Raw genomic sequence first — 24833 nt, 5'->3', positions numbered from 1 at the left:
AGTGAAAAAAACTAAAACCATTTATACATCCGTTCAAAGAACCTTTCTTTATCTCACTCTTTGTTTTTTCCTCATATCCTGCGGAATATCAAAATCTATCCGGCATATTCCCGAGGTAAATCAATATGCTCTGGACGTTCCCAAAATTACCAGAATCAACGACAGCACTTTCAGCTATAATCAGAATTATCTTACCAAAAATAAACAACAGCTCTGGGAACTTTATATTAAGGGAAATCCTTTACAATTAGGATATAATAATGGAGCATTGACACAAAGCTTAATGCAGAAGCAGGAAAGCATTTTCTTTTCAAAAGTGGAAAGTTTTGTCCCTTCAAAATTCAGACAAAGGATATTAAGAGGCTTTTTAAAATGGTATAACAGAAAAATGTACCTCAATGTAAGAGAAGATTATCAGGCAGAATTATATGGTTTGTCAAAATATTCCTCGGATCAGTATGATTTTATTGCTCCCAAATATTTAAGAAGCCTTTATCTGCACGGAGCTCATGATATAGGACATGCGATGCAGGATCTGGCCATGGTGGGCTGTACTTCTCTTGCTGTATGGAACGAAAACACCGAAGATGGGGATTTGCTGATCGGAAGAAATTTTGATTTTTATGTAGGCGATGATTTTTCAAGGAACAAGCTGGTAGAATTTGTTCAGCCAGATGAAGGAATTCCTTACATGTCGGTAAGCTGGCCGGGAATGATTGGTGTGGTTTCAGGAATGAATAAGGAAGGAATTACAGTAACCATTAATGCGGGGAAATCAAAAATTCCTTTAACAGCAAAAACCCCGATTTCCCTTGTAACAAGAGAAATTCTGCAATATGCTAAAAATATAGAAGAAGCCATTGCGATTGCTAAAAAAAGAAAAGTATTTGTTTCGGAATCTATCCTTGTGGGAAGCGCTGCAGACAAAAATGCGGTAATCATTGAAGTTTCACCTAAGAATTTCGGTGTATATAACGTACAGAATACCAGTATAGTTCTTTGTACCAATCATTTTCAGTCGGAAGCTTATAAAGATGACAAAAGAAATCAGAAACATATTGAGGAAAGTCATTCTGAATACCGTTATGAAAGGCTTCAGGAGCTTTTGCAGGAAGAAAAGAAAATAACACCGGAAAAGATGGCTTCCATTTTAAGGAACAGATCCGGTTTAAAAGATGAAAGCATCGGTTACGGTAATGAAAAAGCACTCAATCAGCTACTGGCACACCATGCTGTTATATTTTCGCCTCAGAAAAAACTGGTCTGGGTTTCTTCCAATCCTTATCAGCTGGGAGAATTTGTTTGCTATGATCTGAACAAAATCTTTTCAGACAAAGGATTGCAGCCTGATGACCTTTCAAAATCAGGGCTAAATATTCCAAGAGATCCATTTGCGGATTCTGAAGAATTTCAAAACTATGAGTTGTCTAAAATGTACGGGAAAGAAATCAGTGAGGCTGCTGGCAATAAAAATACACTGCTGACAGATGATATTATTCATTCCTACCAGGCTATGAATCCTGATTTCTGGCTGATCTATTATCAATCCGGAAAATACTATTTTAGCAAAAAAGAATATTCAAATGCTAAAATTGAGTTTGAAAAAGCGCTGACTAAAGAAATTACGACGGTTCCGGATAGAAAGAATGTAGAAAAATACCTGAAGAAAACTTTAAAGAAACTGAAATGATCCCCAAATATATAAGACTGCTGTTCTGTATTCCTTTTGTTATTATCATCTGTTATTCTGTGTATTTGTGCACCGTGTACAGCTCAATATCAGACACGATCATCATCCACGGTTACGGAAGTATGAAAGACAGCTATGGGAGTAAACTATTTCTTGTGTTTCCCGTATTGATGAATCTGGCTGTTCTTGTGTTTATCTGGTTGATTATCAGAAGACCGGATAAAATAAAATTTACCTTTGAAATGAAGGAAGAGGAAAGGGAAAAAACATATCGTATCACACAACTGGCTTTGGTAATAATTGCGATATTTGTTACCATCATGATGACGCCACTTTCATTTTCCGATGTGGTTTTTAAATAATTAATTATGAAAAAACTTTTAACCTTATTCTTTATCGTGTATTTTCTGCCAGCTTTTTCTCAGGATAGAAAAGAGATCGGAAATATTTTCATTAAAGCTTTGTTGGTTGATCAAAATATAGAAAAAGCACATTCTTATTTTGATCCTTCCGTAGCGGAACAAATTCCGGTGGAACAGCTCAAAGCGATTCCGCAACAGCTCCTGGGCCAGATTGGAGGATTGAAAAAGATCCTTGAAGTAAATAACGAAGGAAACACCTATTATTACTATTCTGAATTTGAAAAGGAAAAACTGGATATTCAGCTTACTTTCAGTGAGAATAATAAATTGCTGGGTTTCTTCCTGGTTCCTCACAAAACATTTGAAAAAAGAGATGAGAAAACCACACTGAAAATAAAAAGTGATGCTATTGAGCTGAACGGAACATTATTAATTCCACCTTCCAACAATAAAAAGAGGTTGGTTATTTTCGTTCACGGCTCCGGACCTCATGACAGAGATGAAACCATTGGAGAAAACAAGCCGTTTAAAGACATTGCAGAATATCTTTTAAACAACGGAATTGCTTCCTATCGATATGATAAAAGAACATATTCTTCTCCTGAAGCATTCACTGAAAAGTCTACTGTAGAAGAAGAGACCATCAATGATGCCGTAAACGCAGCTCTTTATTTTAAAAACAGTTCTGATTATAAAGGATATGAGATCGTTATTCTGGGTCATAGCCAGGGAGCGTATATGATGCCAAAAATTGCAGAAAAGGCACAGGTTTCAAAATATGTTTTTATGGCCGGGAATGCAAGACCGCTGCAGGATCTTCTTGTTGAGCAATATGAATATCTTCATACGATGGATCCGGCTAAAGTTACAGTCGAAGCTGTTCAGGAAATTAAAAAGCAGGCTGCTTTTTTAAACTCATCCCAATTTAACTTACATTCTCCTTCATCAGAGCTTCCTTTGGGGCAGTCTGCCGCATATTGGAAGTATTTGAAGGATTATAATCAGCTTAACGAAGTTAAAAAAATCAAAGCTCCGATGTTTTTCGCACAGGGAGGAAGAGATTATCAGGTAACCGAGAAAGATTTCAACCTTTGGAAAGAAACATTGAAAAATGATAAGACTGTTGTATTTAAGTTTTATCCTGCATTAAGTCACTTATTTATTGAAGGTTCCGGAAAACCATCTCCAAAAGATTATGAAATAAAAGGAAAAGTGGATGAACAGTTTTTGAAAGACATTACAGATTTTATTCTGAAATAAATACAATAAGATTATTGCTATAATGAGCCTGGAACTTTGTTCCGGGCTTTTTTAATTGTTTTCCGGGCTTACCTTATTCAGAAACAGAAAAGAGGTTATTCCTGCAATGGCCGAAAGTGTTGTGCTTAAGATAAAGCTGCCAATCACATATTGCAGAAGATTGTTCTTGATCAGTTCGAAATTTAAATCCTGACTTAGAATATCGCTGTTTCTACTTACAAAGGGAGCTCCCAGAAACAGAGAAGCGGCAATAATGAAAGGGATAAAAGGAGGAAGACTCACATTGGAGGCTACAAATGCAAGGACTTTATTAAGCTTAAAAAGTACAGATAAACTGATCACCAGAAGTGTCTGAAATCCCCAGAAAGGAGAAAGCCCTATAAACACTCCCAAAGCTATGGAAAATGCTTTTGTTCGGTTACTTCCGTCACTTTCTAAGACATCTTCCTGGATGAATCTTTTAAAGCTTTTTTTTTTGAAATTATTCACGAAATTTCTCGGAATAATATAAAGTAGAGTAATCGTTACCAGAATTGTATTCAGAATACTGATTCTTGTGAAATCTTTGAAAGGTCTGAAATGGGAAACCCGCTCTGCCGGATCATATAAAACCTTGATCGGAACATTTTTTACCGGAACATGTCGCCATGCAGTTCTTACAATAATTTCTATTTCAAATTCAAACTTTGGGGTAAAATATTTCTTTGGAATTTTATGCAAAGGATAAAGTCTGTAGCCGGACTGTGTATCTTCAAGCCTGATACCGGTTTCAAACCAGAACCAAAAATTGGAAAAACGGTTTCCGAAACTGCTTTTCTTAGGAATCCCATCCTGAGACATATTTCTGTTTCCGATCAGAAGAACTTCCTCTTTTTCCTGAAGAAGAGCTTCTACAAATACCGGAATATCATCCGGATAATGCTGACCATCCGAATCTATTGTGATGGCGTAATCATATCCTGATTTCTTTGCTGCTCTGAAACCTGTTTTTAGGCCGTTTCCTTTCCCTTTATTCTCCGGTAAGGAAATTATAGTGATCTGAGGATATTGAGCAAGAATCTGAGGCGTGGAATCTGTAGAACCATCATCAACCACAATAATACTTTCGGTGTAGTCCAGAACGCCGTCAATAACCCTCTTCAGAGTTTTTTCATTATTGTAGGTAGGGATTAAAACGCATATCTTCTTTTCAGAAATAGCATTTTGTACTTCAGCAAGCAACATTTTTTTATTTTAAAGTGGCTCTTTCCGCCTCTGTCATGGTTTTAGATTGCATTGCAAACCTTTTGATATAGCCCTTCAGAGCTGTATTCTGTTTGCTGTAATTATTCAGCAGGAAAGCTTTATCATCCTTCAGGCTCCCGCGGTATCCTACGATCTTCGGAATATTTTCCTGAACACTCATTCTGATCAGACGAAGTTCTGCATTGTTAGGATTACTTTTAATAATGCTTTCAAGACTTGTAGCGCCTGTCTTTACCAGAGCTTTTCTGTTGCTTTTGGCAATTTTCGCCTCCATAATCTTTGCTGCGGCCCTGTATCCTACAGTTACAGCATCAGAGCCGGATTGTTTTTCCGCAGTTTCAATAAAGCTCGCAGTATTGGTAGTGGATTCGTTCGCCTTAGCATAGCTGTTTCTCAGCGTTTCAAGGTCAGATTGAAAGAAAAAAACAAATGCTGCTATGAATGATAAGATTAGTTTCATGATGATATTTTTTTATAGCTTACAGACAATTTCAATGCAATAGTCTCGCCAAAAGAAGTTGTGTTTTTTACTTTAACATCTTCTTCATTTTCAGCAATATCCAGCTGAAGTACCAGATCAGGGGTTTCAAAAGGATTGATAATCGCCATGAACTTTACATTGGAAGCTGTTTTCAGAAATAACTTTGAACCTGTAAATTCCTCAGTCAGTTCCTTAATAATTTGCATCATACAAACACCGGGAGTTACCGGATTTCCAGGGAAATGGCCTTTGAAAATATCGTGGTCTTTATTCAGGTGAATATGAGCGGTAAATTTTCCGTCTTCTGTCTTATCGTATGATGTTAAAGTATAAAAGTCTGTAAGAATCGTTTGCATGATCTTATTTTTTAAGATTAAATGTATAATACATTCCCACCTGGAATGTTACGTTGGTATTGTCATTGTTAATATGCACAAAACCTTTTTTAATTCGGGCCTCAACGCCTATATTTTTTGTAATATCATAACCGGCTCCAAATAACAGTCCCAAATCTGCCTCAATAGGCGAATCGATATTTTTATGATCTGTCAGAAGTTCCAAGGTCGGACCAAAATGAATATTAAACTTTTCAAAATAGAATTTATTCACTACTGCTCCTCCTACATAAGAAAGTGTTGCTGTTTTTGAAGAAACAGCAGGATTCTGGCTTTCAAATCTTGCGCCCTGGCGGGTATAATAAATTTCCGGCTGAAGAGCATAGAATTTTGCAAACCGGATATTGGCCTGGAAACCTATGTAGAAATCCACTTTTGATTTGATATCATAAGCATTGGTACCATAGTGATATCCCTGATTGTCATTATAATAAAAGGACTCATAAGCAGGTCCGTCAGATATATGTGAAATATTGGCACCTACTCTGATTCCCGGATTGAAAGTGACCTGGGCAAAAGATAAGGCGGAGAAAAGTGCAAAAAGCAAGAAATATATTTTTTTCATGTGAAATTTATTCTGTCTCGGTTATTTGAAATAGCTTTATATTGATCTTAAAGTCCTTGTGCTGCAGGTTTAAGCTGTCCGCGAAGATAGGTTTTTTTGCATCAAAAGTAAAATCGATTTTCTCCTTGTTGTTTTTCGTATAGATAATCTGCCTCAGCAAGTTACTTTCTTTGTTGAAAAACAGATAATAGCTTTTATTTTCGATTTTTGAAAGATAGATTTTAGCATTTTCATTTTCAAAACTTTCATTGACCGGATATTTTCTTTTCAGAAGCTGTTGAAAGTCGTTTTTCAGGAAATTGATGACTATTTTTTTATCCAGGTCAGGAAGTACATAATTCAGCTTGAAATCATTATCAGAGACTTCAAAATCTATCAGTTTATTCCCGAAATCAGAAGTTAAGGCAACACGATGTGTTGTTTCATTCAGTCTTTTGATGATCAGAATGCCGCTTACATGGTTTTTATAAATATCCATCTGGCATTTGTAAACATAATCTTCACCGGAAGAGAAATATAAGTTTTCCACCATCTTTTCAGAAGATGAGGCAGGTTTTGCTTCTGTTAACTTATAGGTTTTACAGGAAACAGCCAGGATCAGAATCAGGCTATAAAGTAAACTCTGACGCAGGAATTGAAGCATTGATCTTGGTATTTTTGAAAACAATATTCGTAGTATCTCCGGAAGCCTCCGTCATATTGACCTGTGAAACTGTCGACTGGTTTTTAGGGAAAAACAATTCGATCTGTTTAATATATTTCAGCAACTGAGAAGTCTTTGGGATAAACTTCGCCACATTGTAATTTCCGTTCTTAAAGTAGGTAACGGTGAACTCAGGATCATTGAACATGGTTCCGTTCGAACTTCCTACAATAAGTTTATTGATTTTTTCAAATGTTTTGCTTTTCGCATCCACAGAAGATTTTTTTCCCTGATCATTGATGAAGATTTTATTGCTTTTAAAAACAATACTGTATTGATAAGGCTTGGTATATTTCCAGCTTAACATATTGGGCGTCTGCAAAGACATTTTTCCATAAGTAACGATGCTTTTATCCAGGAAATCCATTTTTTTGGTCTGGGTAAAATCACTCTGCAACGTTTTAATTTCTTTCGTGTCTGAAGAAACCTTTGATACAAATGCTTTGGCTTCAGCTCCTGACATTGCTGTATTTTGTGCAAAAAAGAAACCGGAAACCAGTAAGCATGCTCCGAAAGCAATATTTTTAATCATTTCTATTTGAATTTATCACTGTATCAACAGTAAAGGTTGAATATTTTTTATCCTTCAAAAATACTAATAAATTGGTCAGCACCCGAAAGGTCTTTTCCGAAGTGTCATGAAGCAGAATAATACTCCCGTTTTTCAGGCCTTTTGTCACTCTGTTGTAGATTTTCTTTTCGTCATCAATGATGGTGTCCAATGACCGGACATTCCAACCGATGCTTACTTTATTCGTTTTTTTAATTGCTTTCGCAATATTGGGATTCGTTACCCCGAACGGTGGTCTGTAGAGGCTGGTGCTGATATTTCCCACATTTTTTATGACTTCATCACATTTTTCAATCTCTGTAATCATTTTTGAAGTCGATAAAAATCCTGTAGAATTGGAATGTGATAAGGTATGATTTCCAATCGTATGTCCCTCTGCAATGATTCTCTGAAATGTCTCAGGGTATTTTTCAATCTGTTTTCCGATACAGAAGAAAGTTGCTTTTATCTGATGTTCTTTAAGCAGGTCTAAAAACTTTGGGGTAAATTCAGTAGGTCCGTCATCAAATGTAAGGGCCACTTCTTTTATTCTGGTACGCTTATGAGTAATACTGTTCACAAAATATCCCAGTTCAATGTCAAAAGAACCCCAGACAACTACTGCAGAAAAAGCAAAAAAACAAAACAGATATACCCAAATACTTCCGTGGAACGCATAAATAAAAACGTTACAGAAAAGGTAGAACAGGATGAAGGGATAATGTTTCATTGCTGATTGTTTTATTACAAGTTTTATAGTCGTAATATTTATTGTATACCATTGTCACTCCGTAGGAGTCCAGACTAATTTCTAATTTAGATTCCACGCTTCACTGCGTTTCGCTCTGAATGACAGATAGACCGTATAATTTTCAATTTCAACAATTATGCCTTTTCCAATAACACCAGGCTGTGATCATGACCTGCCAGATGGTTGTAAAGAAGTATATTCTTTATACTTTCCTTTTTTTCTGTATTGATCATCATAATTTCCGGGATCTGCTGTTCCTTCAGGATATGACAGGCCATAAAGGTTGAAAAACCACTTGCTGTATTGAATTCTCCACTCAAATGTTTATAATACAGCTGTGCTGAATCAGGAAACAGTTCCATTGCTTTTGTATAATACATATCTGATTGTGCATCTCCACTGAATCCTAAAATAACCGCATCAATATCATGAGTGGAAAGATTGTTTTGAACCAGGAAATTCTGGATAAAATCCTTTACTTCATTCAATTCAACCTTGTTGCTGATCTGGATATTCTTAAGCTTAGCGTAAGAGTTTTCGGTCTTATCTTTTCCAATTACAAAAAAGCTGGCACCTTCACCCCAGATCACTCCATTGGTAGTGGTATGTAAATAATCTGCAGGAAGATCTGTTTCTTTTTTGATCGTATTATTTAAGCAGTAAAGTTCCATGGTTCTGTCCGTCTGTTCGTCTGTAGAACCCACCAGAACATTTTCTGCTTCTCCGTCATTGATCTGAAGCTGGGCATCCAGTAACGAAAACTCCAGTGAAGAAGAAGTATTTACATACGTGAAGTTGTAAGCATGACATTGTAATCCCAGAGCGATCTGTCCTGCTACTGTATTATGGGTAGACTGGATGAAAAAGGTAGGCGTAAGGAACTCTTCATGATTGTCAATCACGTTTTTCAGAAACTTTTCAGAATCCTGTGAGCAGCCCATTCCGGTTCCTACGATGATAGCATCCGGTTTTTCAATTCCAGCTTCCTTCAATGCGTAATGAGAGGCTACAGAACTCATTTTTACGGTTTTAGACATTCTTCTGATCATTGCGGGCGGAATGAACTCTTTGTAATTAGGTTCTATCGCTTTAATGATGTTTGAAGAACTTCCAGGAGTAAGGTTCTGAAGAATATTTTCGTTTAAAGTGTCCTGAACAGAGATACAGGATGCACTGTTGATGTATACTGCACTCATGATTTTGAGAAAATTAAGGTGGAACAGTTTCCTCCAAATCCAAATGAGTTTGAAAGCACATGATTGATGTTTTTCTCTTTCAATTCGGTAACAGGAGTAAGGTCAAACTCTTCCATTTTTGTTTTAAAATTCAGGTTCGGGAAAATCACACTGTTTTGCATGGCTAGAATTGAAAATACGGCTTCAATTCCTGCTGCTGCAGCCAAAGTATGTCCTGTAAATGCTTTTGTGGAGCTGAATTCAGGCACCTGGTTTTCTCCGAAGATTCTTATCATGGCAATTCCCTCAGATAAATCATTGTTGGGAGTAGCTGTTCCGTGAACGTTGATATAATCTATATGCTCTTTTTCCACGCCGGAAATTTTCAGGGCTTGCTGCATTGCTAAAAATGCGCCCTGTCCGTTTTCCGAAGATGCGGTCTGATGGTGGGCATCATTAGCATTTCCATATCCGGAAAGATAAGCGAGAACCTTTTTGTTTTCTTTTTTGACCATTTCTTCAGATTCAAGGACTAAGAAAGCCGCAGCTTCCCCAAGATTCAGCCCTTTTCTGTTGTTGTCAAAAGGAGTGTTGTAGGAATCCGTAAGAATCATCAGCGTATTGAATCCGTTCAAAGTAAATTTTGAAAGAGAATCTGTTCCCCCTACAATAACACGGTCCAAAACTCCGTTTTTGATGAGCTTTGCGCCCATTATAATCGCATTGGCTGCTGATGAGCAGGCTGTACTAATGGTAGAAACCATTCCTTTTAATCCCAGATAACCGGCAATCGCCAATGAGGAATTTCCGGCATCGTGTGCGTCAATATACCTTTGCTTTTCAGGGAAGTCTTCGTAAGAGTAGAAGTATTTTTCAGTAATATCCATTCCTCCTACACTGGTAGAAGAGATCAGTCCGGTTCTGTAACCATTGATATCTGAAATTCCTGCACTTTCTACAGCTTCTTTAGCAGCAATCATTCCCAATAGGGAAGTTCTTGTGACATTGTTGTCTTCATCAAGATGAAGTTTCTGTACAAGCTCTTCATTGGATAATTTTATTTCACCCGTTTTAATGGCTCCGGCGTGGCGGGTTTCAAACATTTCAATATCTGAAATTCCATGTTTTCCGGTTTGCAATGAAATAAAATTTTCCTCCACATTGTTTCCGATGGAGGAAATGATGCCCATTCCCGTTATGGCAATTTTTTGACTCATGGTATTCAATAATGTAACAATGTATCAATCGAATAATTTACCAATAATTGCTACATTGTTACACTGTTAGATTGTTATATTAATTTATTTTGTTCTGTTGTCCTCGATGAATTTTGCCATCGTATCGATAGATTGGAAAATTTCCTTTCCTTTTTTAGGATCTGCTAATTTTATTCCATAGTCTTTATCAAGAAGAACGATCAGTTCCAAAGCGTCGATAGAATCTAATCCTAATCCACCTCCGAACAGTGGGTCAGTATCTTTGATCTCTTCTACAGATACATCTTCAAGGTTAAGAACTTCGATAATTTTGTGTTTCAATTCTGTTTTTAAGTTTTCCATAAATAGTATTTTAATGTAACAATATATCAATGTACCAGTTGACCAATGGTTGTTATTGCCTTTAGCATTGGTACATTATCAGATTGGTACATTGTTAAATTATAATGTGAGCAAATATACAAAAGCTTTGTAATTTTCCTGATACAATTCCACCCAGCCGCACAATACTTTGTCGGCTTTTCCGGATAGAAGAATCTGTTCAGAATAATCATTCAAAAATTCTTCATCAAAATCATCCAGTACGAAAAAAGCATTTTCTGTCTGCATTTTGTGTTTAATGCTGATTTCACCTACACAGATGTTGGGTAAAGTATACACAAAAACGGCAGGACTCGGATAGAAATTATCCTGATCGTTGATGCTTTCCTGATATTTGAAATCCGTATCCAGACTGGACGATCTGTTGGCAAAAACAATGGCTGTTCTGCTGTGGTCTTCATCTTTCAAAATGGTTTCAGCGGAAAGAAAGGCCAATTTACTCAAATGATCCATTTTATGAAACTTTGGATAGCTGAGGTCTAAACTTTTATAGGCTTCTTTGGCAAATTCCTGAAAGGTTTCGCTTGGGCTTTCAAAAATAAGATTTCCGTCAACGGTTATTTTTGAATGTTCTATGGTACAGGTATTTATTTTCTTCATCACTTTCAGTTTAACATTTTTCCAGTACAACAGCTGCATTACATCCTCCAAAACCAGAAGCGGTCTTCAGAATATATTTAATGTCTGCAGTTTGGTTTTCTCTGATGATATTTAAAGGGTGAGTTACTCCTGTTTCTTTAAAATTCTTTGAAGGAATCAAAATGCTGTGAAGAGCACTTTCCATAGAGATAATACTTTCCAAAAGCCCTGACGCTCCCAGGCAGTGCCCGTAATATCCTTTCATACTGTTGAGCGGAATATGTTGGAGATCCATTCTGTTGAAGGCAATAGCCTCCATTTCATCGTTATATAAAGTGGCTGTTCCGTGGGCAGAAATAAAATCGATCTGTTCAGCAGAAATATTCGCTTCAGTCATAGCATTTTTGATACTGGCATATAAACCGTCACCTGTTCTTGAAGGTCCGGAAATGTGATTGGCATCATTCACTGCTGAATCTCCAAGGACTTTAAACCTGAATTTTTCGTTTTGTGAGATTGCTTCGTCACTTTGTTCCTCGCAAAGACCTGAAGTGATATAAACTGCGGCGGCTGCTTCACCAATATTAATTCCGTCTCTGTTTTTATCATAAGGTTGGCAAGGCCCTGATCCTATTGCCTGAAATGAATTGAATCCTGAGATAACAAATTCAGAAAGCTCATCACCTGCAATCACAAAGGCATCTTTATATTTTCCTGCCTGAATCATATTTTTAGCCACAGACATTGCCATTACTCCTGAAACACAGGCGTTAGAAACGATGATCGGTTTGGTTTTAAATCCAAAGAAATAAGCAATTTTTTCTGCTAATTTTGATAAATAAACACCTTCCGGTAATTCCGGCTGGTTTTTTAACAGACTGATATTTCCTTTTGTTGTGGAAAGGATGAAAGCCGTATTTTCCGAAACGGTATGTTTTTCAACAAGAGGTTGTAAGCTTAAAAGAAGCATCTTCTCCAGTCTTGTGAAATCAGTTGTATGCTGAGCGAAGAATCTGTTGAATTCTTCATTCAGTTTTTCAGAATCAATCATAGAAGCATAAAAAGCCTCCTGATTGTTTATGATTGTATGTGAAGCGACTCCCGATTTTCCTTCCAAAAGAGCGTTCCAGTTGGACTCAACATTGAAGCCCAGCGGAGTTACACAATTGTAATCTGTGATATAAATTTCCTTCTTCATGATAATCCCATTTTATCTTTCCAGTTTTGAAAAAATTCCGGATTATACAGGCATAAGCTTCCATTGCTGTCGAGGAATACCTGAATGGTTTCTCCGCTGCATACCAGTTGATCTTCCTGATTGAAAAGCTCATATCTGTAAATAAGTTTGGCAGATACAGAATTAATAAAAGTGGTCACAATTCTGAATGTTTCTCCATACTTTAAAGGAAGAAAATGCTCACAGGTACTTTTTACGATCGGTGTTACAAATCCTGCATTCTGAATATCAAGATAGGTAAGACCATGCAGACGACCGAAAGCTTCTCTTCCGTCTTCAAAATACACGATATAATGCCCATGCCAGACAATGCCCAGCGGATCTGTTTCATTGAAGCGTACTCTTACTTCTTCGGTACAGGTTAATATATTTTCTTTAGACTGCATTTTGTTTTTTTTCGTAAAAAATAGAAATAGCTACGGTGGCAATATAGAATAAGAAGAGGAAAACCAGTTCTTTGGCAATCCCACCAATTCCGCTGTTCCTTAAAATAATATCATAATAAGCATTCAGTCCCCAGTTCATAGGAGAGAATTTCGCTACGGTCTGCATGAATTCCGGCATCAGAAATACAGGCACCCAGATTCCGCCAATGGCTGCCAGAACCACTACAGAAGTCGCCCCAAATGGAGCAGATTGTTCCTGTGTATCGGCTATAGTTCCCAATAAAACTCCAAATCCAATAGCTGCCAGTCCTGCAAACAGTGTTACTGTCAGAAGCTGGAACATTTTTCCGGATACATCAAAAGCCGGAAGATCCATATAAGGGAAAAGGTAAATTCCTACGGCAACCATCAGTAAAAACTGAATAAGGCAGATGATAAGATAGGTAAATGTTTTTCCTAAAATATGGACAAAATAAGGAGTAGGGCTTATTCTTGCTCTTACACTTGTTCCCTGGCTTTTTTCTTTTACCAGATTGATGGATAAAGGGACAACAATAAAGAAGATCGCAAAAAGTGTCCATGCAGGAACGTTGTGTTGAACGGAATTTGGCATGACATCCATTGCTCCTTTTTTGGGAGTGATTTCTTTAAAGCTGATCAGGTTTTTATTTTCGTCAAGATTTTCCGTTGTTCCCAGCTGATCCTGGAAGGCTTTGTAAATCTTTTTATTTTCAATTTCAAAAACCATTTTGTTGACAGAATTCATCACCGAATTTTTGAAGCCCACATTGGTAGCAGGGTCAAAGTACAAATGAATTTCTTTGGCTTTGGGAACTGCTGTTTTTACTTTTGCAGAATCTCCTTCCAGCCCGAATGAACTTACAATGGTCTGAACTTTCGAATCAATATTGGAATTTAAATCTTTCGTTAAATTTTCAGGAATGACAATCGCCATCTGATAATCTCCGGAAAAAACAGCCTCCTGAGCAGATTTTTCATTGAAGTTGGTCAGCAGCTGGAATGTTTTGCTGTTTTCCAGTTCTGCTTTTATATTTTTTGAAACTTCAGATTTGTCCTGATCAATAAAGATAATAGGAATCTTTGATCCTTCAAGGTTTTTAAAGGTAGAATCCTGAATAAGGGTAATGGTGACAATCAAAAGCAAAGGCATCACAAAGATGATAACAATTCCTCCGATATCTCTTTTCAGCAGAAGAATTTCCTTAATAAAACTTCTCCACAGTTTATACAACAACATCTCTTAATTCTTTTCCGGTTAATGAAATGAAAACGTCTTCTAGGTTTTCAGCGCTTGCTACTCTGTTCACGAGTTCTTCAGGAGTTCCTACAGCATGAATTTTTCCATGATCGATAATGGCTATTTTTGTGCAGAATTCTTCAGCCTCAGAAAGGTGATGGGAAGTATAAATGATACAGGTTCCCTGTTTATTTAAATCCAGAAGATAATCAATAATTGCTTTTTTGGACTGAACATCCACACCTACGGTAGGTTCGTCCAGGAATAAAACTTTAGGATTGTGAAGCGTTCCTGCGATGAGGTTGCAGCGGCGTTTCATTCCTCCTGAAAATTGGCCTACCTGCTTGTTGGCAAATTTTGAAAGTCCCATGATTTCAAGGGATTCATCAATGGTTTTTTTAAGCTGGTTGTGCTTTAAACCATAAAGACTTCCGAAAAACATAAGGTTTTCTTTGGCGGTAAGTGTAGGATATAAAGCATATTCCTGGGGAACAATTCCGATAATCTGTCTTATTTTGAACCCATCCTTCTGGGGAGATAAACCGTTAATGGTGAAATGTCCTGAAGTAGGTTTGATTAATCCTGAAAGCATGGAAATCAGCGTTGTTTTCCCGGCTCCGTTGGGCCCGAGAATTCCATAAATTTCATTTTTACTGATGCTCAAAGAAATATCATTTACAGAAAACTCATCAGAATTTTTGTATTTTTTGTATAAGTTTTTAATCTCAATCATATTTTCCGCCATATCAGATCGCTTTTCTCAGTTTTTTATAGAAAGCTTCTTCCAGGTCTGCAATATGCAGCATTGTTTTTGAAAGTTCATTGTAAATATTGCTTTTCGAGTTTCTGTTTTTATACACTCTGGCAATATCAACGGCAAAATCTCTCCAAAGGTCACCAATAGAGGTTATTTCTTTCGATAATTCCTTTAGCTCGTCATTTTTGAGAATGGCAGCTGCTTCCTGGAGGAAAGCTCCATAGATAAACCTGAATCCTCCGCCTCCGGTTCCGATTTCTTCCTGCATTCTGATCAATTGTCCCAGATAATGGTTGGTAACCTTCGTTCCTTTCTTTTCTGCCCATTTCGGGATGCTTTTCGCTACCCATCTCATGGCTTTTACCCCAATAAGCGGTACGGGCGCCAGCATATTTTTGCAGGTATCTCTTATCCCTTTTTTGATAGCTTCTTCAAGGTTCACATTTTCCGGAACATAAACAGGGTAGTACATATGTCCTTTCGGAGGAAGTGCTCCTTTGGCATATCTTACTTTTTCCAATTCTGCTTCTGAAAGAGAAGTCGTGTAGTCCATTACAGGGTCACTGATCAGAAATTTTCCGTCTTCTTTTCCGTACACCACAAGGTTGTGGGCATTGAAATGAAATTTGTATTCTTCAGGAAAATAAGTAAGGTTGAAAACGCCCACCTGAAGTCCTGTAGGGATATTTTGTTCCAGATTTCTTTCAAGAGCTTTTTGGGCATCCTGAGGATTTGAGAATTTTTCTCTTTTGATTTTAATTCCTAATCTTTTGGCTGCTTTACTGAAAATAGCACCCGGCATCGGACGATAGCTGAAGCCCGGAGCAAAATTCACCTTTAGAAAAGGGAGATAGACAAAAAACAGTCCTGAACCGATCCCGAAGATCATAGGTTCGCTTAGTTTCAGTCCTTTGTTAAGCAGTAGATTAGAAGCAACACCGTTTTCGCAATGCGCAGTCTGATGGTGTTCAAAGTTTAATTTCATTTGCTGATTGTATCTTTTCATTGGTCAAATGATACCAGGCATTATATTTAGCCTTGTTTCATTTATTTCCCGTTGAAGTTTTTTAATTCATCCACTGAAATTCCGAACGCATCGGCATATTTTTTCAGTGCATTTTCGCTTAGTGTTTTAAATACTTTGGGTTTAAAATGCCTTTTTACCCTCCATTGCCACATTCCTACATATGAAGCAAGAACGCCAATATCCATTTTGTTCAGTTCCATAAAATAAACAATGGGACTTGCTGTATTATTGGCCACATTTTGTTTTGCTTCCTCAATTCTTTCATAAATAAGTTCCATCGATTCATCCAGAGCAGCTTTTTTGGCATCCCAGCCGGTGCTGTTTGCTGTCGTGTAGTTGTCGTTCTCATCCGTCACATACAATACTTCAGTCATATTGGCGGATTTCAGGTTACTTTCGTCTTGAGGCAGGTCTTGTTTTTTCATCTAAATAATGTTTATATTTTTAGATTCCAGATGAAATATGCTCACCTGTTTTTGATTCTTTTAATCAGGTGGCTAAAATAGTGAAAATACATTATATGTAAATCATATTAAATCTGAGGAGTTACTACTTCAAAACTGAGGCCGTATTAAAAAAATTATAGACTAAATTTTTGTGGTTAAAAACTGTTTCTCTCTAAGGATCAGAGTTTCACGGATTTTGTGAATGTTTCACGTGAAATAATTCATCTGATGATGAGATCTTAATGGTTGTATCAAGCTGATTATTAGTTGATTTATAAAGAAGTAGTGAATGTGTAAATAAACAAAAACGGAGTTTTTATCTAGGGTTTTTATAATCAATTCAATAGGAGTGGGCTTTAGCTCGCTTAAAAAAAGAGAAAAATTAATTGACTGTAGCCAAAACCTATATTTTAAACACGAATAAAACAAATGAATGCACAAATGTTCACCAATCTATTAGAGAATATAAAATTGATTTAAAAGAGAAAAGCTGTACAAAAACGTACAGCTTTTCTATGTCTATGTTGAATTGACTTTACGACTTTACTTCCTGAATAAACAGGTTGATTTCCGCTCTGATTAACAATTCATCATTATGAAATGTTTCACAAAATATGTGGCAGATATTCTCAAACTGTGATATAAGTGATGCCCTGGAGATAATTTTGTCATTCACCTTCGGAAGACCGAAAACCTCAATCTTCTTGATATTGGTAATGAACCCGATCACTTTTGTATCTGCTTCAGGATTTTCAAAGAAGCTTTGCCCAAGGATAGAAGAGCAGGTCTGAGCCAGATTTTCGATCAAGCCGGCTTCCGCAAACTCATTGTTGTGAACAAATATATTATCTTCTTTGATTTCAAAGGAAGTCACTACTTTTTCTTTGGTCAGTTCCAGGATATAGTCTGCCATGAGCATCGGTTCACGATGCGGTAAAAAGTTGTGTATATTGATGATATTTTCTTCCTTTATTTCCATTTCCAGTTTATTTTACAGCGGTTTTCATTTGAGATTTTGCAATCACTTCACCGTTCAGTTTCGTAATGATATCTACCAGGGTTACTCCCATTACTTCATTAAGGATGGTTACTTCAGATTTCAGCTGATCTCCCACTTTAGGCAGTATTTCAGCTTCAAAAGATTTGATGGCTCCGATATATCCGGTTGGAGCATCTTTTCCCAGCAGATAATATTTATATCCGGTATGAAGGGCAACGCTCTGCGCCTGATGCTCAATCAGTCCTGAAGCCTGGAATAATCCGTCCTGGATAAAAAGGTTGTCTTCCTTTATCTCAAAACCGGATAAAAGATGGCTTTCCGAATATTCTGACAATTCATGCACCATCACAAAAGGAAACCTTTGGGGAATAAGACTTTCTACAAAATCTTTATCGGATGTTGGCAGTCTGTTTTCCATTAGCAAACCGTTAATAAAGCACAAGAATAAGCAAATCTTCCACTTTCAGGAACACAAAGAAGTACTTTTTCTCCTTTTTTCAATGTTCCGGAATTCATCAGTTCTTCAAGGGCGATAAATATAGATCCTGCTCCGATGTTTCCAACTTCAGAAAGATTATAGAACCATTTTTCTGCGGGGAAATCCATTCCTTTTTTGGCAAATTCTTCTTTAAGTCCGTCTTTAAAGTATCCGGAAGAAATATGAGCCAGTACGTGGTCAATTTTTTCCGGATCCAGGTTATGTTTGTCAAAAGATGATCTTAAACTTTCTGCTCCTTTTACAAGGATGTATTTATCAAGGATTTTAGTATCCTGTTTAATCGCAAAAATAGATTGTTTCAACCATTCGTCAGAAGGGTAGTCTGCCCATGATTTCAGGCTTCCGTCTTCCAGCTTATCACATCCTGCATACATACAAGCTTCAATTTCGTGGGCATAAGAATAGAAATCAATGAATTCTATTTTTAGGGAAGTGCTGTTTTCTCTCGGTTTATTTTCTAAAAGGAAAGCGCCTGCTCCATCAGAAAGCATCCATCTCAGGAATTCTCTTTTGAAAGCAATGATAGGTCTTTCTTCCAGTAGTTTTAAATTTTCAGCCTCATGATTGAACTTGTCAGCAGTCATCCATGCAGACATTCTTTCAGAACCTGCGCATACTGCGTTGTCCTGTACACCGGCTTTTACAGAAAGGAATCCATAATTCAGGGCATTCATTCCTGAGTTGCAAAGACCTGTTGAAGTATTAATTTCAATAGATTTTCCGATGTTCAGTTCGCCATGTACCATGGATGCGTGAGAAGGCTGGATCTGATCCGGTGAAGTGGTTCCTACAGATAATAATTTCATATCTTCCTTTTTGAAGTTTTCGTCAAAAAGTCCTTCGATAGCTTTTGCAGTAAGCTGTGCATTAGAGTGGGTAGGGTTTCCTTCTTTATCTAAAGCGTAGTATCTTGTTGTGATCTTATTATTTCTTAGGATAAGTGATTTTGCTTTAGATGGCGCATCATTGATAAGCCCAAGATAAGTCTCCATTTCATCATTCGCTACCGGCTCATTGGGTAAGTATGTTGATGCTTTTGTTATAAATACGTCGTACATTCTATTTTAAATTAATTCCTTGTAAATATCTTTTTTGTTTTTGTCTTTTAAACCAAAATATAGGGGTTGTAAGCAGGTGTAATACCAAAACGACAGGTGAGATAATCCATATCGCTGCCATCAAATATACCTTAAAGAATTTTATCAGCAATGGACGTTTCTCTTTTTTCTTGATAATCAGGTTAGACCATACTGTGAAAATTTTATTTCCAACCTTTTCTACCCGTACTAAAAAAGCACGGATTTCAATCGCTCCGTTTTTCACAAGATCCGGTTGTAAACTATTAAGGTCATTATTATTAAAATGTCTTTCAATAATCTCGCCATACTTTACAGAACCTGCAATTTCTTCATCTGAAACTCCTGCAGCGGGAAGCATTCCCGATTTTTCTTTCTGACCTGTGGTAAGCCATCGGAGAATCGTTAATACACTGGTGTAATTGTCGTGCCTGTCTACCAAAGCAATATTTCCTACGAGTTTAGCTTTCAGATCTCTTAGGTAAACCTTTAATTTTTCCTGGGAAAGCATCCACATATTTCTGGTTCCTGAGATGGTTACTACAGGAGTGTCTTTAAGGATTCGCTCTGCATAATCACTCTTTAAGAAAGAAATAATAGGAATGGATGGTGTGAGATACCATACCTGATACCCAAACAGGATAAGATCATACTTTTTGTTCAGAATTTCTTCCGAAGGAGGAAGGATTTCTTTTGGAATCTGAAGATAAGATTCAGGAAAAGTGTTGAAAAAAACATCGCCTGGCCAGGGAAAAGGAAAATCTTCCTTCAGCTGAATGTTGTAATACGTAACATCATAAGCCTCCTTTTTCGCTTCAAAAGGCTGGGCTATATTTTTCACGATATCTTCGAGTTGTCCGGTTTGTGAATAATATATGACAAGTATATTTTTCTTCATTAGTTTTCTTTAGCGTTTACAAAAGTATGTTTTTCATATTTATTATTTAGTTTTAAATACTTTTAATGATTCAGAACTAAATTTTAGTGCATAATTATCACTTTCAAACGAAGTGTTTTTTGTATTTACAAAAATGATTGTTTCAGAGAGATCCTGAATTTCATTCATGGAAAAGTGTTCATCCGAAATCAAAAGAACATCAATTTTTTTGTTTACTTCAGAAAGGTCTTTAATATACTGTATTTTTCTTCTTTTTACCAGATAGTTATGGGCTGCCACTGCTCTTTTTTCATCATTCTGAATCAGAGAAAAAATTCTTCGGCTTGCCTGATATAGAGTTAATAAAGCATCTTTCTGTCCAAAATCCGTAGCGATATGAAGAATGTTGGCATCATGAGGAATATGTTTATTCAGTTCGAAATATACTGATTTATTGGTATTAAAGTCTTCTTTTACTTCTTTTACCACTTCACTGTCTTTATACAGGTAGCTCAGGAATAATTTCTTTTTAAAATAATTCTCATTCTCAATCTCTTCGCGCAGTCTGGCAAACTCTTCTCTGAAATAAGCATTGATCTTCTTTGTTCTCTCAGAATAGTTCTGTCCAAAACTCATGTCATCTTTGCTGATTCTGTTGCCTACTTTTACGGTAATACTTCCGTCATAGATAATGAAATCTCCTTTCGGCAGCACCTCAGAATTTCCATGGATATAGAGTGGAAGAATATCCAGCCCGAACTGTTCAGCGAGATAAAAAGCTCCTTTATGGAATCTTTTCACATCGTTGGTGTAAGAACGTTCTGCCTCAGGGAACACAACGAGTGAATATCCCTGGTCAACTTTTTCTTTCAGTTTGTCCATTCCATTCTCGATTCCCTGTGAAACGGGATAAAAGCCCAGTGCTCTTACCAGTTTTCCGAAAACAGGAGACTGATATACCCAGTCATTCACCAGATAAATGATTTTATGGGTAGCCATTGCAATAGCCAGCGTATCGAGGAAAGAAGTATGATTGGCAATGATAACTGCAGGTTTGCTGAAGTCTTCAGATGTATTTTTAATGACCTTCTTCTTTACAAAAGGATTAGAATAAAGAACGGAAGTTAAAAATCTGGCTAAAATAAGTTTGATGATATTCAGGGTCTGCCCTTTGGAATTTTTAACAAAAAAACTTCCGAAGGCAGAAAACAGCAGTCCACCTAATCCGTAATAAAGGAATGAGAATACTGACCATACAAACAATCTGAATGTGATTGGAGAAAGTCCTTTTTTCGCCCTGTTGGTAATGAATAATCTGAACCAGAAAGGATATAGGGTAGAGGTGATAATAATAACGGAGAACATTCCGATCAGGGCTACTAATGCCAGAGAATGCAATGCCGGATGTTTGGCGAATATCAAAGATCCGATGGAAAGAATTGTTGTGAAAACAGCAAGAATAATAGAAATTCTGTACGTAGGTAATTCATTCTTTCCGGTAGTATGCTCTTTTTGCATAGCTTGTGTCAGGAAGATGCTGAAGTCATCTCCCACTCCAAATACCAATGTACACACTACAGTACTGAAAATATTTAATTCCAATCCCAGAAAATAAAGGATTCCGGCTGTAACAACTCCCGTTAAAACAATCGGGAACATGGTGAGAACTGTTAATTCAAAATTCCTGAAGAAAACGATGATCGTTAAAATAATGGCAAGAAGAGAATAACTGATAAGTGTATTGAAGTCCCTTTTCAGCAAACCAAGGAAATTTTCATTCATCTGCTGCCGGTCTATAGCAATGGCATCATGCTGTTTCTCAATATCTTTGATGAAAGTGTCTCTTTTGTTTTCGTCTACTTTTACTACATTGGAAACGGTGTAGAAACCATTTTCGCTGCTCATGAATTCTGAAATCTGAAGCGCTTTCACTTGTTGATAATCCTTCAGGCTCAATGCAGAATAATTTTTACGCAAAGCTTCATCAAAACTGTCAAACGCGGAACTGTTGAAGCCGAATTTATTCCCGTTACTGATCAGTTCGGAAATGGCTAGGCTTTTCTTCTGGTCATTCCAGAAACGGTTCCACTGGTCAATTTTTTTCTGCTGATCCTTTTCTGAAAGAACAACGCTTCCGATAGAATTATAGCTTAAGATCTTCCCTTCTTTTTTCTCTTTGTCCAGGAAACTGCTCAATTCGGAATTTCTGGACAGTGCTTCTTCTTCAGAATTTCCATAAGAAATAGTATAGATTGATTTTGAGGTAATATCAGAAAGTTTCTGCAGTTTTGCCTCACTGATTTTTAATTCTTTCGGAATATAATTCAGATCCCCGATATCTTCATTGAAACCTACATGTCTGAATCCAAACAGGCAGGCAAGAATAATAATGGAACACCCAATAATCAAAGGCTTATTTTTTTCGTACGGATAAGAGCCGATCTTGTCAATGAAATTTGTGTTCAGGTGTTCTCCCTTTTCTTTTGGTTTATAAAGTTGAGGAACAATAATCAATGCTGTGATTGAAGAAAGAATCACAGTAATGGCAGCAAAAAGACCTAAGTCCTTTAATGCTTCAGAACGAACAAAAACGAGACACAAAAAGGAAACGGCTGTTGTTGCACTGCTTAATATAACAGGCTGCGTGATTTCCTTGTAAAGCTCCTCAATATTGTTGTTATGCTTATAATGGGTAAGGATGTGCAGGGCATAATCAATCGTAATACCAATAAGAATCGCTCCTACACTGAGTGAAATAGCTGAAATCTTATCTTTAATAAAATAAAGGATTAAGAGAGCGAGCAGTACTGAAAATACGGTGGGTAGAAATACAATGACGGGAGTGAAAATATTTCTGAAATAATAGATCAGAAGGATTAAAAGAACCGTCATGGAAATGGCCACCGTGTTCTGAATATCTTTTTTGATCTGCTTTGCGTTGGCTACAGCAATTACCGGAGAACCGAAATAGCTGATCTCTGTTTTTCCTTTGAATTGTTTGTTAATACCATCTTTGATGGTGTTGAGCTGATCCACAAATGCCTCATTGGCTTTCGTATCATTGCTTTTGTTTTTAGGATCAATGAAAAGCAAAAGATTTTTCCCGTCTTTGGTAACAATATAGCTGTCTTCGAGTTTGAAGTCTTTGCTGATGTTTAAAGCATTTAATTTTTTGATTCCCAGAAAAGTAAGTCCCAGAGGGTCTTTTTTAATAAATTCTTTGGTCACAAGGCTTGTTGGAGAAACCAGCGAGATGTAATTATTTTCTACCTGTTTTGCAATAGTGTCTTTCTGCAGTTTCTGATCAATTTCCTTATAGTCATTCTCATTAAGGAATAAATGGAGATTCTGATGAACGAAATCAAAGGTTTCAGAAATTTCATTATCGTTCACTTTACCCTGAACAGAACCAATATATTTCTGTAAGGGCTCAATTTTTTTCAGGAAAGTATCTGCCGTTTCAGAAAGCTGGAAGCTGTCTTCGCCGGATCTGTTCTCGATAATAACAATAATCTTATCCGAAAAATTAAGCTGTTTAAGAACTTTTGCAGTAAGATCCGACTTTTCATTTTTGGGTATAATCTGATTGATGTCTTCCTCAAAATTGATCTTCGACGCAAAGAAAATGCATAAAGCGGCAATTCCAAGAGCTGTCAGTACAGATAGAATTTTATTTTTGGAAATCAGATAATATAAAAATATAAAAAGGCGATGCATTGCATTTAAATCAAGTCTGCAAATTTAATTTTTTAAGTATTAGTTCAAAATAGTTAGCGATAAGTTTTAACTGAAAATCAATAAAATATTCTAGGAAGAATGAAAAAATATTCTACTTTTGCAAAAGTTCCCTTTTGAAAAAATGTATTTTAAACCACCATTATTATTAAAAAAATAAGAATCTGTTTTAGATATGTTGAAAAGAAATGATGAAAAAATAAACGGATTTCTATTTGTAATAGTACTTCCGCTTCTGTTGTTTGCCATGTCTTATTATGGATTTGAATCATCCTACACAAGACTGAAAACATCAGAGAGAACCCCTGATTTTTTATTTTCCTCCGTATATGCTTACAGAGTGATTCCCAATTATCTGAGTGTTCAGGTGACGGATTTGATGTATAATCTGATCAATGGTCCGCTTTCTTTCTTCAAAGATTTTTTGTCCAAAAACGGAACTCCTTTTTATCATGGGCTTTTTCTTATGAACAGCGTGTTCTTTGTTTTGTGTTCTTTGATTTTGAATGCTGTTTTCCGGATGAAATCTACAGGGCTTCTTTTGAATGTTAATGCAAGAAGGATTATTCATCTCTTATGTGTATTTTTCATTGTGATCACACAGTATGCGCCGACAAATTGTGATACCATCGCGCTCTTTTGTTATCTGTCAGGTGTATTTCTGACTCTGAAATATCTGGAAACCAGAAAAAATGTTTTCTTCTTTACCCTCATTGGACTTATCGGGATCTCTACTTTAGTAAGAGAAACAGCATGTCTGAATATAGCTTTTTTTGCAGCCGTATTTTTCAATATTGATGAGCTGAAGAAAGGAAATTATGAGGTAATCTGGAAAATTATACCGCTGGTTGCTGCTTTCCTTATTCCCTATCTGGGATTAAGAGCTATACTTGTTCAGGATGAAACGACTTTTGTGGAAGGCTTTTATATCAACAGAAACTTTTCCAGCCCTTTCAATCTTGCAGGACTGGTCTTTGCATTAATTGTGATTTATTTTATATATGGCCTTTGTACAGAGGAAAACAAGAGTGTTTTTGGAAAATATTTTTTCTTTTCCATTCCTTATCTTCTTATGATTACTTTAGTAGGGCTTTTCTGGGAAGTGAGGCTTTTCCTGCCTTTAATTCTGACCGGACTCATCACAGCATATCATCAGTTTAAAAAAACATCAGAAAGTTAGC

At 36.6% G+C, this 24833-nt stretch carries 26 protein-coding genes; 4 read left to right on the top strand and 22 right to left on the bottom strand.

Annotated features, from left to right (window positions below):
- The first annotated feature begins 1 nt into the window (after position 1).
- From AC59HC_RS09405 to AC59HC_RS09395, 3 genes are read left to right on the top strand one after another with little or no spacing between them, the layout of a single operon-like run.
- Positions 2-1690 carry a C45 family autoproteolytic acyltransferase/hydrolase gene (locus tag AC59HC_RS09405; RefSeq protein ID WP_496558488.1) on the top strand — a complete coding sequence of 563 codons (1689 nt, stop codon included), beginning with the start codon at positions 2-4 and terminating at the stop codon, positions 1688-1690.
- Complete coding sequence (locus AC59HC_RS09400) at positions 1687-2052, top strand: hypothetical protein (RefSeq protein WP_496558487.1); 366 nt, start codon at positions 1687-1689, stop codon at positions 2050-2052. Before AC59HC_RS09405 ends, AC59HC_RS09400 begins: the two co-directional genes overlap by 4 nt.
- Before the next feature lie 6 nt (positions 2053-2058).
- Complete coding sequence (locus tag AC59HC_RS09395; RefSeq protein WP_496558486.1) at positions 2059-3312, top strand: alpha/beta hydrolase; 1254 nt, start codon at positions 2059-2061, stop codon at positions 3310-3312.
- Between the two features lie 51 nt (positions 3313-3363).
- Here AC59HC_RS09395 and AC59HC_RS09390 read toward each other — a convergent pair whose 3' ends face one another.
- From AC59HC_RS09390 to AC59HC_RS09285, 22 genes are all read right to left on the bottom strand, one after another.
- The gene (locus tag AC59HC_RS09390) at positions 3364-4536 is read right to left on the bottom strand and encodes a DUF2062 domain-containing protein (protein ID WP_496558485.1); all 1173 of its coding nucleotides are present in this window, start codon (positions 4534-4536) and stop codon (positions 3364-3366) included.
- A 4-nt stretch (positions 4537-4540) separates the two neighbouring features.
- A complete protein-coding gene (locus AC59HC_RS09385; RefSeq protein WP_110009850.1) occupies positions 4541-5017 on the bottom strand; it encodes a hypothetical protein in 477 nt (158 codons plus the stop codon).
- A complete protein-coding gene (locus AC59HC_RS09380; protein ID WP_110009849.1) occupies positions 5014-5394 on the bottom strand; it encodes an ApeI family dehydratase in 381 nt (126 codons plus the stop codon). The genes AC59HC_RS09385 and AC59HC_RS09380 overlap by 4 nt, the downstream gene beginning before the upstream one ends.
- 4 nt (positions 5395-5398) lie before the next feature.
- On the bottom strand, positions 5399-5998 hold the full coding sequence (locus tag AC59HC_RS09375) for an outer membrane beta-barrel protein (protein ID WP_114821701.1): 600 nt from the start codon (positions 5996-5998) through the stop codon (positions 5399-5401).
- A 7-nt stretch (positions 5999-6005) separates the two neighbouring features.
- On the bottom strand, positions 6006-6641 hold the full coding sequence (lolB2, locus tag AC59HC_RS09370; protein WP_343642829.1) for a flexirubin biosynthesis protein LolB2: 636 nt from the start codon (positions 6639-6641) through the stop codon (positions 6006-6008).
- Positions 6607-7233 (bottom strand): flexirubin biosynthesis/transport protein LolA2, encoded by a 627-nt coding sequence (gene lolA2 / locus AC59HC_RS09365; RefSeq protein ID WP_496558484.1) that lies wholly within the window; start codon positions 7231-7233, stop codon positions 6607-6609. Before lolA2 ends, lolB2 begins: the two co-directional genes overlap by 35 nt.
- Positions 7226-7981: a polysaccharide deacetylase family protein gene (locus AC59HC_RS09360; protein ID WP_496558483.1), complete on the bottom strand. Its 756-nt coding sequence runs from the start codon at positions 7979-7981 to the stop codon at positions 7226-7228. Before AC59HC_RS09360 ends, lolA2 begins: the two co-directional genes overlap by 8 nt.
- Positions 7982-8136: 155 nt before the next feature.
- Positions 8137-9198 (bottom strand): beta-ketoacyl synthase N-terminal-like domain-containing protein, encoded by a 1062-nt coding sequence (locus AC59HC_RS09355; protein WP_496558482.1) that lies wholly within the window; start codon positions 9196-9198, stop codon positions 8137-8139.
- Positions 9195-10394: a beta-ketoacyl-[acyl-carrier-protein] synthase family protein gene (locus AC59HC_RS09350; RefSeq protein WP_496558481.1), complete on the bottom strand. Its 1200-nt coding sequence runs from the start codon at positions 10392-10394 to the stop codon at positions 9195-9197. Before AC59HC_RS09350 ends, AC59HC_RS09355 begins: the two co-directional genes overlap by 4 nt.
- An 84-nt stretch (positions 10395-10478) precedes the next feature.
- A complete protein-coding gene (locus tag AC59HC_RS09345; RefSeq protein WP_034692439.1) occupies positions 10479-10736 on the bottom strand; it encodes a phosphopantetheine-binding protein in 258 nt (85 codons plus the stop codon).
- 99 nt (positions 10737-10835) lie between these two features.
- Complete coding sequence (locus AC59HC_RS09340) at positions 10836-11375, bottom strand: 3-oxoacyl-ACP synthase (protein ID WP_120233325.1); 540 nt, start codon at positions 11373-11375, stop codon at positions 10836-10838.
- A 10-nt stretch (positions 11376-11385) separates the two neighbouring features.
- Positions 11386-12552 carry a beta-ketoacyl synthase N-terminal-like domain-containing protein gene (locus AC59HC_RS09335; RefSeq protein WP_411414519.1) on the bottom strand — a complete coding sequence of 389 codons (1167 nt, stop codon included), beginning with the start codon at positions 12550-12552 and terminating at the stop codon, positions 11386-11388.
- Positions 12549-12977 (bottom strand): acyl-CoA thioesterase, encoded by a 429-nt coding sequence (locus AC59HC_RS09330; RefSeq protein WP_105684190.1) that lies wholly within the window; start codon positions 12975-12977, stop codon positions 12549-12551. The genes AC59HC_RS09335 and AC59HC_RS09330 overlap by 4 nt, the downstream gene beginning before the upstream one ends.
- Complete coding sequence (locus AC59HC_RS09325; protein ID WP_202839867.1) at positions 12967-14235, bottom strand: ABC transporter permease; 1269 nt, start codon at positions 14233-14235, stop codon at positions 12967-12969. Before AC59HC_RS09325 ends, AC59HC_RS09330 begins: the two co-directional genes overlap by 11 nt.
- Complete coding sequence (locus AC59HC_RS09320; RefSeq protein ID WP_496558480.1) at positions 14222-14980, bottom strand: ABC transporter ATP-binding protein; 759 nt, start codon at positions 14978-14980, stop codon at positions 14222-14224. The genes AC59HC_RS09325 and AC59HC_RS09320 overlap by 14 nt, the downstream gene beginning before the upstream one ends.
- A 1-nt stretch (position 14981) precedes the next feature.
- Positions 14982-15977 (bottom strand): BtrH-related acyltransferase DarH, encoded by a 996-nt coding sequence (darH, locus tag AC59HC_RS09315; RefSeq protein ID WP_496558479.1) that lies wholly within the window; start codon positions 15975-15977, stop codon positions 14982-14984.
- Between the two features lie 62 nt (positions 15978-16039).
- Positions 16040-16444, bottom strand: coding sequence for a flexirubin biosynthesis protein DarG (gene DarG, locus AC59HC_RS09310; RefSeq protein ID WP_411414521.1), 405 nt, complete (start codon positions 16442-16444; stop codon positions 16040-16042).
- 556 nt (positions 16445-17000) lie between these two features.
- Entirely contained in the window at positions 17001-17444 is a 444-nt protein-coding gene (locus AC59HC_RS09305) for a hotdog family protein (protein WP_202839863.1), read from the bottom strand.
- Positions 17445-17451: 7 nt separating this feature from the next.
- Positions 17452-17883, bottom strand: a complete 432-nt coding sequence (locus tag AC59HC_RS09300) for a hotdog family protein (RefSeq protein ID WP_202839862.1) — start codon at positions 17881-17883, stop codon at positions 17452-17454.
- A complete protein-coding gene (gene darB / locus AC59HC_RS09295) occupies positions 17883-19022 on the bottom strand; it encodes a dialkylresorcinol biosynthesis protein DarB (RefSeq protein ID WP_110009837.1) in 1140 nt (379 codons plus the stop codon). Before darB ends, AC59HC_RS09300 begins: the two co-directional genes overlap by 1 nt.
- A gap of 1 nt (position 19023) precedes the next feature.
- Positions 19024-19938 (bottom strand): EVE domain-containing protein, encoded by a 915-nt coding sequence (locus AC59HC_RS09290; protein ID WP_227942583.1) that lies wholly within the window; start codon positions 19936-19938, stop codon positions 19024-19026.
- Between the two features lie 42 nt (positions 19939-19980).
- Entirely contained in the window at positions 19981-23634 is a 3654-nt protein-coding gene (locus AC59HC_RS09285; RefSeq protein WP_496558478.1) for an MMPL family transporter, read from the bottom strand.
- Positions 23635-23827: 193 nt separating this feature from the next.
- On the opposite strand from AC59HC_RS09285, the gene AC59HC_RS09280 reads away from it, so the two are divergent.
- Positions 23828-24832 carry a hypothetical protein gene (locus AC59HC_RS09280; protein WP_496558477.1) on the top strand — a complete coding sequence of 335 codons (1005 nt, stop codon included), beginning with the start codon at positions 23828-23830 and terminating at the stop codon, positions 24830-24832.
- Position 24833 lies beyond the last annotated feature (1 nt).

This window comes from Chryseobacterium sp. DZ-32 (assembly GCF_059587025.1).
Note: the sequence above shows the minus strand (reverse complement) of the source record. Positions and strands in the feature narration are given on the sequence as shown.